The organism is Amycolatopsis sp. NPDC004378 (assembly GCF_053602455.1).
Genome location: NZ_JBSGDR010000016.1, coordinates 44,091 through 59,540, shown reverse-complemented (window position 1 = coordinate 59,540; position 15,450 = coordinate 44,091). Strand labels below are relative to the sequence as shown.

Genomic DNA, 15,450 nt, shown 5'->3' with positions numbered 1-15,450 from the left:
ATCCGCCGGTGATGCGTTCACCGTAGGACGAACTGGTCCACCGTATTGGTCCAGTCGAAGGACGGTTCTGTGGTCCAGTTTCCTCGCCGACGGGCCGCCGCAGACCGCGGAAGCGAGCCCGGACCGCGGCTGCCCGAGGCGGGCGAGTCGGCAGTTGGCCCTCCAGATACCGCCATTCGGCGGTAGATAGCGGTCCGACTTGTCTGCTTCGATTCTCCCGAAGCGTTTTACAACGTTGTAAAAATGAAGGGTCTCGCCGATGAGAAGAGCCGCTTCCGTACTCCTCGCCCTGCTCGTGGCGGTGGGCGTGGCGTCGGGAACGCCGCCGGCAGGTGCCGCCGAGCCCGTGCACGGCCTGAAGGCCGAGTACTTCACGCCGTCGACGCCGGACGCGCACGACTTCGCCACCCTGGCCGGGACCGCGCTCGATTCGGAGGTCAACCACCCGGACCTGACCTCGGTCTTCGGCCTGGTCACCGGGCGCACCGAGCACACGACCGCCCGGTGGTCCGGGCAGATCGCCGTGCCGCAGACCGGCGACTACACGTTCTACGCCATCGGGGACAACGGGTTCCGGCTGTTCATCGACGGCGCGCCGGTGATCGACCACTGGGTCGGGGACTGGGACTCCGAGCAGACCAGCGCCCCGGTGACGCTGACCGCCGGCAAGCAGTACGACTTCAAGCTGGAGATGTTCCAGGACACCGGCGGCGCCAACATGTTCCTGCGCTGGTCGAGCGCGGGCATCGCGAAGCAGATCGTGCCGCTGTCGGCGTTCACGCCGCCGGCCGACTTCGCCGTCGTGCCGCGCACGGCCGACGTGGCCAAGGACGGGCGCACGCTCACGGCCGGCTTCGACGGCCGCGTCTCGGGGACGAACGACCTCAAGGATCACCTGCTGATCGAGGTCGACGCGACGCCGATGCCGATCGCGTCGATCACGGCCGGCCGCGACCGGGCCACGATCCAGCTGGCCGAGCGGGTGCTGAAGGGCCAGCGCGTCACCGTCTACTACGACGGGGCGGGCGCGCTCGCGGTGAACGGCACGAAGATCGGCAAGACCGGGCGCACCGCCACGAACGCGTCGACCGAACGGCTCAAGACGCCGTGGGGCGAGAACGTCGACCCGCGCAACCCGTTGCCGGAGTACCCGCGGCCGCAGCTCGAGCGCGAGAAGTGGGTCAACCTCAACGGCCCGTGGGAGTTCTCGGCCGCCCAGGAAGGCCAGCAGCCGACGTTCGGCAAGAAGCTGCCCGAGAAGGTCGTCGTGCCCTACCCGATCGAGTCGCAGCTCTCCGGGCTCGAACGGCACGAGGACCACATGTTCTACCGCCGCACGGTCACCGTCCCGCGGGACTGGAAGATCGGCGGCGGGCAGCGCCTCAAGCTCAACTTCGGCGCGGTCGACTACCAGGCCAAGGTCTGGGTGAACGGCCGGCTCGTCGCCGAGCACACCGGCGGCTACCTGGCGTTCAGCGCCGACATCACCGACGCGCTCAAGCGCGGTGACGAGCAGGAGATCGTCGTCGCCGTCACCGACACGACCGGCCCGTACCAGCCCAAGGGCAAGCAGTCCCCCAACCCCGGCGGCATCTTCTACACCCCGTCGTCGGGCATCTGGCAGACCGTGTGGATGGAACCGGTGGCGGACAAGGGCATCGACGAAATCAAGACGACGCCCGACCTCACCACGAACTCGCTGGCGCTGACGGTCAAGTCCGCGGGCAACGCCACCGTCACGGCGGTCGCCAAGGACGCGCGCGGCCGTCAGGTCGGCGTGGTCTCCGGACCGGCGAACGCGAACCTGAAGCTGGCGGTGCCGAACCCGCACCTGTGGACGCCGGACGACCCGTACCTGTACCAGCTGGAGATCAAGCTGGGCAGCGACCAGGTCAAGAGCTACTTCGGCATGCGCTCCACCGGCATCACGAACGTCAACGGCGTCCCCAAGCTGACGCTCAACGGCAAGCCGTTCTTCTCCCTCATGCAGCTGGACCAGGGCTTCTACCCGGACGGCCTCAACACCGCGCCGAGCGACGACGCCCTCGTCTTCGATCTGAAGGCGCAGAAGGACCTCGGCTTCAACGCCGTCCGCAAGCACATCAAGGTCGAGCCGGCCCGCTGGTACTACCACGCAGACCAGCTGGGCCTGCTGGTGTGGCAGGACTTCGTGTCCGTCGACGACGGCACCAACCCCGCGGCGCAGCAGGCGTGGCTCAGCCAGGGCCTCGAAGAGATGCACCAGCTGCAGAACAACCCGTCCGTCTACGCCTGGATCGTGTTCAACGAGGGCTGGGGCGAGTGGGACAGGGCCGCCACCGGCCGGATCACCGACCAGGTCAAGGCCGCGGACCCGAGCCGGATCGTCAACGCCCACAGCGGGGTGAACTGCTGCGCGTCCAAGGGTGACTCGGGCGCGGGCGACGTCATCGACCACCACGACTACAACAACACCGACCCCGCCCACTCCGACGGCAAGCGCGTCGCGATGGACGGCGAGCACGGCGGCTTCACGCTCCGCACGCCGGGTCACCAGTGGCCGGGTGCGCCGATCGCGATCTACAGCGGCGTGGCGGACAAGGCGGCGCTGACGGCGAAGTACGTCGACAACACCCGCACGTTCTACCTCGGGCAGGCCAGGGCCGAGCTGTCCGCGTCGGTCTACACGCAGGTCACCGACCTGGAAGGCGAGCTCAACGGGCTCTGGACGTACGACCGCAAGCGCATCAAGGTCGATCCCGGCCCGGTCCGCGAGATCAACCGGCGCGTGATCGAGGCCGGCGCCGACGCGGGCAAGCCCTACCCGTACGCGGGCAAGGGCGACTGGACCCTCGACGAGCGCGGGGGAACGACCGCGAAGGACTCGAGCGGCGGCAACAACCCGCTGACGCTCACCCCGGCCGGCGCGACCTTCAAGGACGGCGCGCTGCAGTTCTCCGGTGGCTCGGCCGACACCTACGGCCCGGTCGTCGACACCACCGGCGACTACACGGTGTCCGCGAAGGTGCGGCTCGACCAGCTGCCCGGCAACTACGCGACCGCGGTGAGCCAGGACGGCCGCGCCCAGGAAAGCCCGTTCTACCTGCAGTACGGGCAGGGCGCGTTCGCGTTCAGCACCCCGGGCGGCAACCGGGCCCGCTACGAGGTCGTGCCGGAGATCGGCCGCTGGTACCGGCTGACGGGTGTCCGAGCGGGCAACGAAATCCGGCTCTACGTGGACGGCGTGAAGGTCGCGACGGCCCCGGCCGGCCCGGCGCTGATCAGCACGGGCGCGTTCACGGTCGGCCGCGCCAAGTACGACGGCCGCAACGTCGACTTCTGGAGCGGCGCGATCGACGACGTCCACGTCGCCGGGAAGGCCCTGACGGACGCGGAGGTGGCCCAGCTTCCTTGATCCCGGCGACGGCGGCGGGGCGTGGATGCTCTCCACGCCCCGCCGCCGGGCTATTCGGCGAGCGCCCGATAGACCGGCCGCAGCACCTCGGCGACGTCGTCGCCGCCCACCGTGATCGCGAACGGCGGGGCCTGGTCCAGCACCGAGTCGACCGGCGTTCCCGGGCTGTGCAACGGTGGCGCGCCACCCAGACCGGGGGCCGCACCGGAATCGAAGAAGGTGTCCATCACGTCGGCCAGGGCCGCGGACCCGTCGTCGGCGTCGAGCGGCTCGGCGGAGATGAGCCGGTTCTTCAGCTCCTCGAGCAACGCTTCCCGGCTCCGGCCGCGCAATGCGAGGACGGTGAACGGGTCCTCGGCGACCCGCGCCACGAGCGCGGAGAACACGGCGTTCAGGTGCCCGCACGGCACCTCGGCGTCCGGGCACGTGCAGTCCAGCGACACCTCCCGCGCCGACGACGGGAACAAGGGCAGCCGGACCGCTTTGCAGGTCTGTTCCACGTCGCGGGGCAACTCTCCCCCGAGCAGCTGCACCGTCAGCGACGCCTTCGCGGCGAGGGCGTGCGTGATCACGGCCCAGTCCGTCTTCCCGAACGCCGTCAGCCCGATCCGCACCTCGTGCGGCCGGCCGTCCCGCACCACGGCGTCGACACGCCCGGCGCCGACCGCCAGGGACTCGACGCGCCCTCGGCCTTGCGCGGGCAGCAGGACGCCGATCGCCGTCGACGCCCGGATGAACCGGGTCGCCCACCAAGGGAGTGGCTCAGTCATCGATCGCGTCCTCCCCCAGCGTGAAGACGCCGCGCAGCGCGTCCGTGGACAGTTCGGTGAGCCAGCTTTCGCCTTCGCCCACCACCATGCCCGCGAGCGCGCGTTTCCTGGTGATCAGGGTGTCGATGCGGTCCTCGATGGTGCCCGGGCACCGGAACTTCCGGACCTGGACGGTGCGGCCCTGCCCGATCCGGAACGCCCGGTCGGTGGCCTGGTTCTCCACGGCCGGGTTCCACCAGCGGTCCAGGTGCAGGACGTGGCCGGCGGCGGTCAGCGTGAGCCCCGAACCGCCGGCTTTGAGCGACAGCACCAGAATCCGCGGCCCGGCACCGGACTGGAAGCGCTCCACGAGGGCGTCTCGTGCCCCCTTCGCCAGTCCACCGTGCAGGAACGCGACTTCGGCACCGAGCCGGTCCGACAGGTGGGGTACGAGCAGGTGCCCGAATTCGGTGTACTGCGTGAAGCACAGCGCCCGATCGCCCGAGGCCAGGATTTCCGCCAGGATCTCTTCGAGGCGGCTGACCTTGCCGGAGCGGCGCCCGATCGGGGACCCGTCGTGCAGCAGGTGCGCGGGGTGGTTGCAGACCTGCTTGAGCTTCGTGATGGCGGCGAGGATGTGGCCGCGGCGCTTGATGCCCTGGCTGTCCTCGATCTTCTTCATCATCTCGTCGACGATCGCGCTGTAGAGCGTGCCCTGTTCGCGGGTGAGCCGGTACTCCTGCGTGATTTCGAGCTTTTCCGGGAGCTCGGGGACGATCGCGGGGTCCGTCTTGACGCGCCGCAGCAGGTACGGCTGCGTGAGCCGGCGCAGCGCGGCGGCCGTGGCGGTGTCGCCGCCGCGCTCGATCGGGGCCGCGAACCGGTGCCGGAACTCGTACCGGCTGCCGAGCAGCCCGGGGTTGAGCACGTCCAGCACCGACCACAGGTCCGCCAGCCGGTTCTCGACCGGGGTGCCGGTCAGCGCGAGCCGGTGCCCGGCCGGGAACCGGCGCACCGCCTTGGCCGTCGCGGTGTCGGCGTTCTTGATCGCGTGCGCTTCGTCGAGCACGAGGCGTCGCCACGCGAACTTCTCGAGTTCGTCGGCGTCGCGGGTGGCGGTGGCGTAGGTCGTGACGACGAGGTCGGCCGCGGCGACCCGCTCGGCGAGCGCGTCCCCGTGCGCGCGGGCGCCGCCGTGGTGGGCGTGGACACGCAGGCCGGGCGCGAAGTTCGCCGCCTCCCGCTGCCACATGCCGACCAGGGACATCGGGCACAGCACCAACGTCGGACGGCGTTCACCGCCGGCCCGCTCGACGGCCTCGAGCGCCAGCGTCTGGACGGTCTTGCCGAGTCCCATGTCGTCGGCCAGGCACGCACCCAGCCCCAGCGCCGACATGAACGCCAGCCACGCGACACCCCGCTGCTGGTAGGGCCGCAGCGTGGCCCGGAACGACGGCGGCAGCTCGACCCGTTGCAGCGTCTGCTGGACGCGCCCGGCCAGGACGTCGCCGACCCAGCCGTCGGCGCTGACGTCGGTGACGGGAAGCGGTGTCTCCTGCCCACCGCGGACGAGTTCCAGCAGCTCGGCCGCCGTCGGCCGGCGGTTCCGCCGGTGCGGGTCGCGGCGCAGGAACTCGAGTCCGGCGCGGAGGCGGTCGGCGTCGACGCTGACCCACCTCCCCCGCAGCCGCACCAGCGGTGACTTCGCGGCGACGAGCCTGGCCAGCTCCTCCTCGCCGATCTCGGCGTCGCCCACGGCGATCGACCAGCGGAAGGCGGCCAGCTCGTCCCGGCCCACCCGGCTGCGGGCCACGACCTGCTCGGACGGCGTGCTGCGGACGGAAAGCCGCAGCGCGAGCCGTCGCCTGCCGTCCCAGGTGGCCGGGAGCTGCACTTCGAACCCGGCCTCGACCAGCCGGGTCGCGCCCTCCGTGAGAAACCGCTCGGCTTCCTCGACGGTCAGGTCGTACTCGGACGGCCGGGTCCGCCGCAACGCCGGCGCCAGCATCGGTTCCACGAGCGCCGCCCGCCCCAGCTCGGCGACGAGCAGCCCCTTCGGGTCCCGGACCAGCCCGTGCGCCTCGCCCGCCCAGATCTGCCCGGCGTCCAGCAGCAGGCTCGGATCGGCCGTCGAGCGCAGGAGGAACCGCAGCTGCCACTTGGTGCCGTCGCCGGTCTGGTCGTCGGGATCGTCCTCGTCGGCCCCGCGCAGCGTGGCGGTTTCGGCCAGCCGGAAACACGCTCGGCCGTCGACGACGTCGGTATCGGCGACCTCGTCCCACTTCGCGACGGCGTCAGCCACCACGCGAAGCTCGTCCAGCGGCAGCTCGACCCGGGCCGCACCACCCTGCAACGCGGCCAGCCACACCCCCGCCGCCCCCTGCCCCCGACCCAGGTCGACGGGCGGCTCCGCCCGCGCCAGCCGGTCCCGGACGGCCGCGTCGACCAGGACGTGGAGGGCATCGGTGACGAGCGCGCGCGACGAGGCCCCGGCGACCTGCTCAGCCCGCCCCACCGGCGGCATGGCCGCCACCAGCGCGTCGAAGGCGACGAAGTCCACGCCCTGGAGCACCGGACGCCACCGGGCCTCCGCGACGTCTCCCCGCCGGACCAGGGTCGGCAGCACCCGCCCCCGCCGCACCAGATCCGCGGCCAACCGGCTGACGGCCCGCAGGTAGGCGACGGAGGCCCCGTACGAGGCCGCGTCGTCGAGGTCCTCCAGCTCGGCGGCGTCCACCACCAAGGCGGGCACCGACCACGCCCGCAGGGACGGCGCCGAGCCACGCCGCCGGGCACCCGCCGTCGCCTCGGCGGAAGCAAGCGGCCGGTTCGCACGCGACGGCAGCAGCAAGGTCACGGATGTGGGCTTGCCGGGATGCAGCGCGGTCAGCTCGGCACTGGAAACGGCGAACGGATGCGACAACGCGACCATCGCCGACCGGCTCGAGGTACCCACCGGCCGGCGATCGCGCTCCGCCCAAAGCACCACTCCCCGCCCCGGCGACCACAACGCGTGCACCAAGGGCAAGGTCCAAGGCTCCTTCGTCGGATCGGGGTTCCCCCAGATCGTCGCACGGCGGCGGACGCCGTCGCCGAGGGAACCCACCGCGCGCCGGCTACGCCGTTATACGGTGCCCGAGAGGTATCAGGCCGTGGCCCGCTTGCTCTGCGGGAGGTGTTCACGGAAATCCTGCCGGTCCTCGGCGAGCAGCGCCGCGATGGCCGGCGACGTGCGGACCCTGGCCAGGCACCGGGCCCTCGTCGGCCCGATCGAGCCGACCGGGATACCGAGCGTCGCGCTGATTTCCTGGTAGGACTTCGGCGGGTCGCCGAACAGCAGCGCGAGCAGCCGCCGGTCCCGCCGCGGCAGCAGGGCGCACGCCCGGCGCGCGGCGACCAGGCGCTCGGCTCCGATCACCACCGCGTCGGGCGCGGGATCGGCCGACTCGGCGAACAGCCCGGCGTCGGCCGGGACGAGCCGGTTCCGGTGCCGCAGCAACCGCAGGCACTCGTGCCGGGTGGTCGTCTGCAGCCACCCGGGCAGCGCCTCCGGTTCGCGGATCCGCGCCAGGTTCGACACGAGGTGCAGCCACACCGCACCGCTGATGTCTTCGGTGTCCGCGTCGCCGATCCGGAACTGCCGGCACACCGAGTGGATCAGCGAAGAATAGCGCGCGACCAGGTCGCGCCAGGCCCATTCGGCACCCCGCGCGGCATTTTCCAGCAATGGTGCGATCGAGTCGTCCTGCATGGTCCCTCCCCGGACTCCCGTGTTCTCGGGTTCACGATTCCGCCACGCCCTGATCGCCGACCTTGCAGAGACCTTGCGGTGCGGGCAGCATCGACGAAGCCGGTTCGGACGGGTCGAGCACGAGGAGTCCGCCGCATGGAGGTTCTGCTGTCCGGGGAGGTGCAGATCCGCGTCGCGGATCAGCCCCTGGACGCCGGAACCCCACGTCAGCAGGCGATTCTCGCGGCGTTGGCCGTCGACGCCGGGCGCCCGGTTCCGGTCGGGACGCTCATCGACCGCGTTTGGGGTGACGAACCGCCCGGGGAAGCGCGCAATGTGGTGTATTCCCACCTGAGCCGAATACGGCGGCTCCTCGAGCGGGTCACCGAGCTCGATGGCACCACGGCCGGCGTCATCCGGAAAAGCGCGGGTTACGTGCTGGAAATCGATCCCGGCTCGGTCGATCTGCACCGGTTCGCACAATTGGTCGAAGCCGGGAACGACCTCCGCGCCGCCGACGCCGACCGCGCCGTGGCGCTCGACGAGGCCCTGCGCGCCTGGCGGGGTGTGCCGCTGGCCGGCATCCCCGGCGACTGGGCCGAACGGGTCCGCACCGCGTGGCACCGGCGCCGCCTCGACGCGGCCGTGCGCTGGGGCCAGCTGGAACTGCGGCTCGGCAGGGCCGGCTCAGTCATCGCCGCGATGCCCGAGCTGGCCGCGGAGTACCCGCTCGCGGAACCCCTCGAAGCGCTGCTCATGCGCGCGCTGCACGCCGCCGGACGCGACGCGGAGGCCGTCGACCGCTACGCCGCGGTCCGGCAGCGGCTGGCCGACGCGCTCGGCACCGATCCGGGCCCCGAGCTGCGGGCGCTGCACGGCGCGCTCCTGCGGGGCGAGCTGCCGTCCACGCCGGACCCGCCGCCGCCCGCCGCCCCGGCCCAGCTGCCGCCCGACACCCCGGGTTTCGCCGGCCGCGAGAGCGCGCTGCGCCGCCTCGGCGAAATCAGGGGCGAGCCCTCGCGCGCCGCGCGGATCGTCGTGCTGTCGGGCACGGCCGGGGTGGGCAAGACCGCGCTCGCCGTCCACTGGGCCCACGCGGTCGCCGGCGAGTTCCCCGGCGGCCAGCTGTACGTGAACCTGCGCGGCTTCGATCCGACCGGTTCGCCCATGCCCCCGGCCGAGGCGGTCCGCGGCTTCCTCGAGGCGCTCGATGTCCCGGGGGACCGGATTCCCCGTGCCCTGGAAGCGCAGGTCGGCCTGTACCGGACCCTGCTGGCGAACCGGCGCGTCCTGGTCGTGCTGGACAACGCCCGCGACGCCGAACAGGCGCGGCCGCTGCTGCCCGGGGCGCCGGGCAGCGTGGTGCTCGTGACCAGCCGTGACCAGCTCGCCGGCCTGGTCACGGCCGGGGCGCACCCCATCGCCGTCGACCTCCTCGCCACCGCCGAGGCGCGCACGCTGCTCCGCCGCCGGATCGGCACGGACCGGATGGCCGCCGAACCCGCCGCGGCCGACGAGATCATCGGCCTGTGCGCGCGTCTCCCGCTGGCGCTGGCCGTGGTGGCGGCCCGCGCGGCGATCCACCCCGGGTTCGACCTGGCCTCGCTGGCCGGGCAGCTGCGGGACGCGCGGGGCCTGGACGAGTTCGCGGCCGCCGACCCGGCGACCGACCCCCGGGCCGTGTTCTCCTGGTCGTACCTCCGGCTGGACCCCGCGGCGGCCCGGCTGTTCCGGCTCTTCGGCCTGCACCCGGGCCCGGACGTCGGCACCCGCGCCGCGGCGAGCCTGGCCGGCCTGCCCGCCGGGCGCACGCGCGCGCTCCTGACCGAGCTCGCCCGCGCGCACCTGATCGCCGAGCACTCCCCCGGCCGCTACACGTTGCACGACCTGCTGCGCGCCTACGCCGCCGAACTGGCCGGCGAGGCGGAGTCCCCCGCCGAGCGGACCGCCGCCGTCCACCGCATGCTCGGCCACTACGCCCACAGCGCCTACCACGCCGACGGCTTCATCGACCCCCGGCTCGAGGTGCCGCCCACGCTGACCCCGTTGCCCGCGGGCGCCGAACCGGAACGGATCGTCGACGCCCGGCAGGCACTGGCGTGGTTCGAGGCCGAGCACCGGGTGCTGCTGCGGGCCGTCCACACCGGCGCCGAGTACGACGCGAGGGTCTGGGAACTCGCCTGGTCGATGCAGCGGTTCCTGGCGATGCGCGGGCAGTGGCACGACGAGAGCGAAGTGCTCACGGCGGCCCTGGCCGCCGCGCACCGCCTCGGTGACCAGCGCAAGCAAGCCTTCGCGCACCTCCACCTGGGCGGCACGCACGTCCGCTTCGGCAGGCACACCGAAGCCGCCGCCGATTACGAAGCCGCGCTCGCCTTGTCCAGGGCGAGCGCCGACGTCGTCGGCCAGGCTTACGCGCACCGCCAGTTCGCCTGGCTGCTCGACCGGCAGGGCGCCGTCGCGGACGCGCTCGCCCACGCCGAACAGGCCCTGGACCTGTTCCGCGCGGCCGGGCACCAGGCAGGCCAGGCGACGGCGCTCAACGCCGTGGGCTGGTTCCACACCCTGCTCGGCGAGCACGACCTCGCCATCGAGTACTGCCGGCAGGCCCTCGACCTCCAGACCGCGCTCGGCGATCACCTGGGCGCCACCCAGAGCTGGCACAGCATCGGCCACGCCCACCAGCAGCTCGGCAACCACGCACGGGCGATCGTCTGCTACGAGAAGGCACTGGAACTCGTGCACCGCAACGGGAACCCGGTGATCGAGGCGCGGATGCTCATCGATCTCGCGAACCTCCGCCGCGACCTGGGCGACGTCGAGTCCGCCCGCGCCGGGTGGCAGCAGGCCTCCGACCTGCTCGCGCACCTCGCCCACCCGGAAGCCGACGAGGTGCGGACCAGGCTGGCCAAAGTACACAGTGGATAGTCACCGAACAGGAGGGGTTCCATGTCCGACGGCAAAGCTGCGGAGTTCGTCCACCTCTGGCAGAAGGTCAAGGCAGCCGAGATCGGCCTGACCGAGAAAGAAAAAGGCCTGGTGCTGGCCTGCCTCAAGAACGCCTGGGCCTCCATCGTGGAAGAGGAAGACCTCGAGAAGGGCTTTCAGGGGTCGTTCACGCCGGAACAGGCGGACCTGATCCTGCACTACGCTTCCGCGAGTGCATCGATCCGCTCGCTGACGCACCTCTACCCCGCCCACTCCATCCGGTCGTTCCACGCGAACTCCATCAGGTCGTGACCGCCGTTCTGGTGTCCATGCCGTTCCTGGAATCCGACCGGCCGTCCATCCAGCTCGGGCTGCTCAAGGCGATCGCGGACCAGCACGGGCTGCCGGTGCGGACGCTGCACCTGAACCTCGACTTCGCCGTGCGGATCGGCATGGACCGCTATCGGGCGCTCGCCGGGCACCGCGGACGGCAGCTGGGCGACTGGCTGTTCTCCGTCGAGGCGTTCCGGGACGCGGCGCCGGACCCGGACGGGAAGCTGCTCGCGGAACTCGGCACCGAACTGTCCTATTTGGATGACTCGATGCCGGCGCGGGACTGGCTGACGACCGTGCGGGAGCGGGACGTTCCCGCGTTCCTCGACACCGTGGCCGAGGAACTCGCCGGCACCCGCGTGGTCTGCTTCAGCTCGACGTTCCAGCAGAACACGGCGTCGTTCGCGCTCGCCCGCCTGCTCAAGGAGCGCGACGCGAACGTCGTCACCGTGTTCGGCGGGGCCAACTTCGAGGGCGAGATGGGCCTGGAGCTGGTCCGGTCGGTCGCGTGCGTCGACTTCGCCGTGCTGGGCGAGGGTGACGTCGCCTTCCCCCGCCTGCTGGCCGCGCTGGCGAACGGCGGCAACCCGGGAGCGATCCCCGGCGTCGCCCGGCGGGTCGGCGGCGAGGTCGTCGCGACGCCGTCGGAAGCGCCGCACGACCGGCTCGACGACCTCCCGGTCCCGGACTACGACGAGTACTTCGAGCGGGCGGCGGGGCTCGGGCTGCCGACCGGGCACGTCGCGCTCCCCTTCGAGTCGGCGCGCGGGTGCTGGTGGGGCGCCAAGCACCACTGCACGTTCTGCGGGCTCAACGGAACCACCATGCGGTTCCGCGCGAAGTCGCCGTCCCGGGTGCTCGGCGAGCTGGACCACCAGGCGCGGCGGTACCGCACCTTCCGCTTCGACGCCGTCGACAACATCCTGGAGCCGGGCTACCTCAAGACGCTGGTGCCGGCGCTGGCCGAGGCCGGCCGGGAGTACCGGATCTTCTACGAGGTCAAGGCGAACCTGACCCGCGCCCAGCTGAGGCTCCTGGCCCAGGCGGGCGTCACCCAGCTGCAGCCGGGTCTGGAGTCGCTCAGCTCCGAGGTGCTCCGGCTGATGGACAAGGGGGTCCGGGCCGCGCAGAACGTCAACTTCCTGCGCTGGGCGCGTTACTACGGGATCGCGGTCGCCTGGAACATCCTGTTCGGTTTTCCCGGTGAGCCGGCCGGGGAGTACGCCGCGCAGGCGACCGTCATCCCGCACCTGGTCCACCTCCAGCCGCCGTCCGGCGCGAACCGGCTGTGGCTGGAGCGGTTCAGCCCGCTGTTCACCCAGCCCGGCCGGTTCCCGCTGCACAGCAGGAGTCCCGAGCCAAGCTACCGGCACGTCTATCCCGCCACAGTGGACATCGACCGCATGGCCTACTTCTTCGGCTACGAGCCGGAAGGAGAACTGCCCCCGGCGGTCTACGCCCCGCTGGAGGACGCGGTTTCGGCGTGGTCGGCCGCCTGGGAGGCCGAGCCGCCCGTGCTGGTGTACCGCAGCGCCCCGGGATTCCTGCAGATCTACGACGGCAGGCACGCCGAGACCCGCGGCACCCACACGTTCCACGACACCCTCGCCGAGATCTACCTGGCCTGTGCGGACCGTCCCCGCACGGCCGCGGCGGTGCACCGCGAACTCGGCCTCACAGTCGGAGTTCCGGCGGTCGAAGGCGCGTTCCGGCGGTTCGGCGAACGCGGGCTGATGTTCCTCGACGGCACCCTGGCCCTCTCCCTCGCCCTGCCCGCGACTCCCGGCCGGTGACCCGTATCAAGCCGGTCTTCCGCACCCTCTGTTCGTCAGGAAGAGCGGAAGGGCGCGGGACATGGACCCGTCGGTCATCGTGCAGGCGCCGAGCGCCTCGGCGGAGCGGCTCACCGGCTGGACGCCGTGGAAGTTCACCTGGGGGACGATCCGGAAGGGCGGCTGCACGATGCTGGCGGGCGCCCGGTGGACCCTGTTCCCGGACGGAACGGCGACCTTCGACGGAACCGTGACCAGCCACGAGGACGACGACGTCTGGGTGCTGCGGCACGTCGACCTGCACGGCGCCACGGGCGCGATCCTGGGCTCGCTCACCGCCGAGCACCCGGTCGACGGGGACTGGCGCAAGTTCGTGCTGCCCCTGCCGAGCAGGGCGGAACCCTACCGGTTCCGTGCTCGGGCGACGTTCGACGTCGCTCTGTGGGGGCGGATCGCGCACCTGAAGATGTATTCGAGCTGCTGAGCGCAGGGACCGGACGAGCCTCTTCTCGCAAGCGCCCCGTGTCCGGTTTTGGCCACTGACCGGAGCCCTGAACCGGCAACCCGGCTTCCAGCAGACTGTTACGTTGCCGACGGGGCCTGTCACTCGGGCGGCGAAGAGGGAGTTCCGGTGGGTTTCGAGGTCGACGTCGCGGACATCAACGCCGCGGCGGCCAAGCTCAGCGCGGGAACGTCGCCGACGTTGTCCATCGGCGGATCGCCGAACGTCGGGAGCACGGCGCGCGCAGCCGCCTTCGCCGGGGACTACGACGTCTGGCTGGCGACGCGCACCGACGACTTGGAAGCCGCGCAGCAGCAGGTCGACAACCTGGTCGAAAGCATCCAGACGGCCGCGAAGAGCTATCACAGCAACGATTCCGGGGCCCGCGAAGCCTTCCTGAAAGCGCTGGACAGCAGCTTCGAAAGGATCGATCGGTGACGTCGGTGTTCGACAAGATCCACGCGCTGGCCGACCAGGTGGAGAAGGGCAGCACCACCGAGCTGGACGACCGCGCCCGGGCCTGCCGGGCCACCAAGGAAACCATCGCCGACACCAAGGCCCTGCTGGAGAGCGTGCGCGTCCAGCTGAGCGAGGCCTGGCAAGGCGGGGCCGGCGAAGCAGCGCTCGCGTCGCTGGAAGCGTTCAAGAAGAACCGCGACGACCAGGCCGAAGACCTCGAAGAGTCGGCCAAGTCGTTCGAGACGATCCGAGACGCGCTGGCGAAGGCCCAGCAGGAGGCCCGGAACAAGCGCGCGGACGCCCAGAGCCTCCAGAAGAAGCTCGATGACGGCTGGCACGGCTTCGGGATCCGCCAGGTGGACCTCGCCGTCGCGTGGGCGCAGGACAAGGCCGTGAAGGCCCAGGCCCTCGTCCTGCTGGCCGATCTGAAGCGGGTGACCACCACCTACGACGCGACCCTGCTCGTCGAGGGCCGGAAACTCCGGTTCAAGACGGGTCAGGTGTGGGAGCTGGCCGGCTCCGAGAAACGGAATCTCGCCGAGATCGGCGCGCTCCTGCTCCGTGAGATACCCGGACTCCTCGCGCTGCTGAAGAAGTACCCCGAACTACGGGAGGCCCTGCTCCACCAGGACTGGAACAAGATCATGCAGAATCCCGAGGTCGCGCAGAAGATCTACGACTACCTCGGCTTCCGGTACGACGAGGAAGGCGGCTTCTACACCACCGGCGAGCATTCGGTGCAGAGCTACCTGGGCTGGAAAGACCTCTACGACAAGGTCGGAGAGGCTTTCGGGATGAGGCTCGACGAAACCGGCGACGACGGCGACAACATGGAGTTCACCGACCCCGAGACCGGGAAGACGTACCGGCTGGAGTTGTGGAAGGGCAAGTACGCGAACCACGCGTTCGGCGGAGAAGTCGGGTTCTACACCAGCGACTCGCCGAACAACGGGCACTTCGACGCCGCCCAGGGTGACGACCAGATCAAGGTGACCCAGACGATCTATGACAAGGACACCGGCCAGGTCTACTTCACCAACGACGGCCAGGGCGCCGACGGCACGGACAAGAAGCACTTCTGGAACCTGGCGATCCGCACCGACCCGGACGTGAAAGCCGGCGAGCTGCACCTGGCCCAGCGCGCCACGATCGAGGTGCGGGACGTCGGCATGCGCGACCGCATGTACGACGAGATGGTCCGGTACGCCGCCGCGCACCCCAAGGACCAGCTCACCGTCACGAAGGGAACCGACCAGCCGCCCACACTGAGCTACGACTGGCGGAAGTAACCCCTACAACGACCCCACCGGCTTGAACTCGTACGGCTCGTCATCGTCCGCCCGACGAGCGGCGACCGGCTCGTTCAGGCCGGCGAACACACCGTCCACATCGACCAGTCCGGCGACCTCGTCGGCGACGTGCTGGCCGTACCGGTCTTCGACGTCTTCCAGCCCCTTGCGCAGCGCCAGCGTGGCGGCGCTCCTGGCCTGGTCCCGCACCGCGATCGCCAATTCCTCCGGCGTCTCACCGGAACCCCGCCCCGAGTCGGTCATACCCCCAGTTTAGGTGGCCGGGCTCGAAGA

General features: G+C 71.3%; 11 protein-coding genes. 7 read left to right on the top strand and 4 right to left on the bottom strand.

All coding sequences use genetic code 11. The features are described from left to right. The first annotated feature begins 259 nt into the window (after positions 1 to 259). Complete coding sequence (locus tag ACWEN0_RS35260; RefSeq protein ID WP_451983629.1) at positions 260 to 3,394, top strand: LamG-like jellyroll fold domain-containing protein; 3,135 nt, start codon at positions 260 to 262, stop codon at positions 3,392 to 3,394. Between the two features lie 50 nt (positions 3,395 to 3,444). Here ACWEN0_RS35260 and ACWEN0_RS35255 read toward each other — a convergent pair whose 3' ends face one another. From ACWEN0_RS35255 to ACWEN0_RS35245, 3 genes are all read right to left on the bottom strand, one after another. Further along, the gene (locus tag ACWEN0_RS35255; protein WP_451983627.1) at positions 3,445 to 4,164 is read right to left on the bottom strand and encodes an SWIM zinc finger family protein; all 720 of its coding nucleotides are present in this window, start codon (positions 4,162 to 4,164) and stop codon (positions 3,445 to 3,447) included. After that, complete coding sequence (locus ACWEN0_RS35250; protein ID WP_451983625.1) at positions 4,157 to 7,171, bottom strand: SNF2-related protein; 3,015 nt, start codon at positions 7,169 to 7,171, stop codon at positions 4,157 to 4,159. Before ACWEN0_RS35250 ends, ACWEN0_RS35255 begins: the two co-directional genes overlap by 8 nt. 117 nt (positions 7,172 to 7,288) lie before the next feature. Then, positions 7,289 to 7,894 carry an RNA polymerase sigma factor gene (locus tag ACWEN0_RS35245; RefSeq protein ID WP_451983623.1) on the bottom strand — a complete coding sequence of 202 codons (606 nt, stop codon included), beginning with the start codon at positions 7,892 to 7,894 and terminating at the stop codon, positions 7,289 to 7,291. 135 nt (positions 7,895 to 8,029) lie between these two features. Here ACWEN0_RS35245 and ACWEN0_RS35240 point away from each other — a divergent pair, with 135 nt between their 5' ends. The 6 genes from ACWEN0_RS35240 (at position 8,030) to ACWEN0_RS35215 (ending at position 15,156) form a co-directional block, all read left to right on the top strand. Continuing rightward, the gene (locus ACWEN0_RS35240) at positions 8,030 to 10,801 is read left to right on the top strand and encodes a BTAD domain-containing putative transcriptional regulator (RefSeq protein WP_451983622.1); all 2,772 of its coding nucleotides are present in this window, start codon (positions 8,030 to 8,032) and stop codon (positions 10,799 to 10,801) included. A 21-nt stretch (positions 10,802 to 10,822) separates the two neighbouring features. Beyond that, positions 10,823 to 11,113 carry a hypothetical protein gene (locus ACWEN0_RS35235; protein WP_451983620.1) on the top strand — a complete coding sequence of 97 codons (291 nt, stop codon included), beginning with the start codon at positions 10,823 to 10,825 and terminating at the stop codon, positions 11,111 to 11,113. Continuing rightward, on the top strand, positions 11,110 to 12,927 hold the full coding sequence (locus ACWEN0_RS35230; protein ID WP_451983618.1) for a RiPP maturation radical SAM C-methyltransferase: 1,818 nt from the start codon (positions 11,110 to 11,112) through the stop codon (positions 12,925 to 12,927). The genes ACWEN0_RS35235 and ACWEN0_RS35230 overlap by 4 nt, the downstream gene beginning before the upstream one ends. Positions 12,928 to 12,988: 61 nt before the next feature. Further along, on the top strand, positions 12,989 to 13,390 hold the full coding sequence (locus ACWEN0_RS35225; RefSeq protein ID WP_451983616.1) for a DUF6294 family protein: 402 nt from the start codon (positions 12,989 to 12,991) through the stop codon (positions 13,388 to 13,390). Between the two features lie 147 nt (positions 13,391 to 13,537). After that, positions 13,538 to 13,846 carry a hypothetical protein gene (locus ACWEN0_RS35220; RefSeq protein ID WP_451983614.1) on the top strand — a complete coding sequence of 103 codons (309 nt, stop codon included), beginning with the start codon at positions 13,538 to 13,540 and terminating at the stop codon, positions 13,844 to 13,846. Then, positions 13,843 to 15,156, top strand: coding sequence for a DUF4474 domain-containing protein (locus tag ACWEN0_RS35215; protein WP_451983612.1), 1,314 nt, complete (start codon positions 13,843 to 13,845; stop codon positions 15,154 to 15,156). The genes ACWEN0_RS35220 and ACWEN0_RS35215 overlap by 4 nt, the downstream gene beginning before the upstream one ends. Positions 15,157 to 15,159: 3 nt before the next feature. Here ACWEN0_RS35215 and ACWEN0_RS35210 read toward each other — a convergent pair whose 3' ends face one another. Then, positions 15,160 to 15,420: a hypothetical protein gene (locus tag ACWEN0_RS35210; protein WP_451983610.1), complete on the bottom strand. Its 261-nt coding sequence runs from the start codon at positions 15,418 to 15,420 to the stop codon at positions 15,160 to 15,162. Between the last annotated feature and the right edge of the window lie 30 nt (positions 15,421 to 15,450).

Excerpts from the sequence above, each read along its gene's own strand:
- ACWEN0_RS35225 (WP_451983616.1), top strand. The coding sequence starts at position 12,989 with ATGGACCCGTCGGTCATCGTGCAGGCGCCGAGCGCCTCGGCGGAGCGG.
- ACWEN0_RS35260 (WP_451983629.1), top strand. The coding sequence starts at position 260 with ATGAGAAGAGCCGCTTCCGTACTCCTCGCCCTGCTCGTGGCGGTGGGC.
- ACWEN0_RS35235 (WP_451983620.1), top strand. The coding sequence starts at position 10,823 with ATGTCCGACGGCAAAGCTGCGGAGTTCGTCCACCTCTGGCAGAAGGTC.
- ACWEN0_RS35210 (WP_451983610.1), bottom strand. The coding sequence starts at position 15,420 with ATGACCGACTCGGGGCGGGGTTCCGGTGAGACGCCGGAGGAATTGGCG.
- ACWEN0_RS35245 (WP_451983623.1), bottom strand. The coding sequence starts at position 7,894 with ATGCAGGACGACTCGATCGCACCATTGCTGGAAAATGCCGCGCGGGGT.
- ACWEN0_RS35255 (WP_451983627.1), bottom strand. The coding sequence starts at position 4,164 with ATGACTGAGCCACTCCCTTGGTGGGCGACCCGGTTCATCCGGGCGTCG.
- ACWEN0_RS35240 (WP_451983622.1), top strand. The coding sequence starts at position 8,030 with ATGGAGGTTCTGCTGTCCGGGGAGGTGCAGATCCGCGTCGCGGATCAG.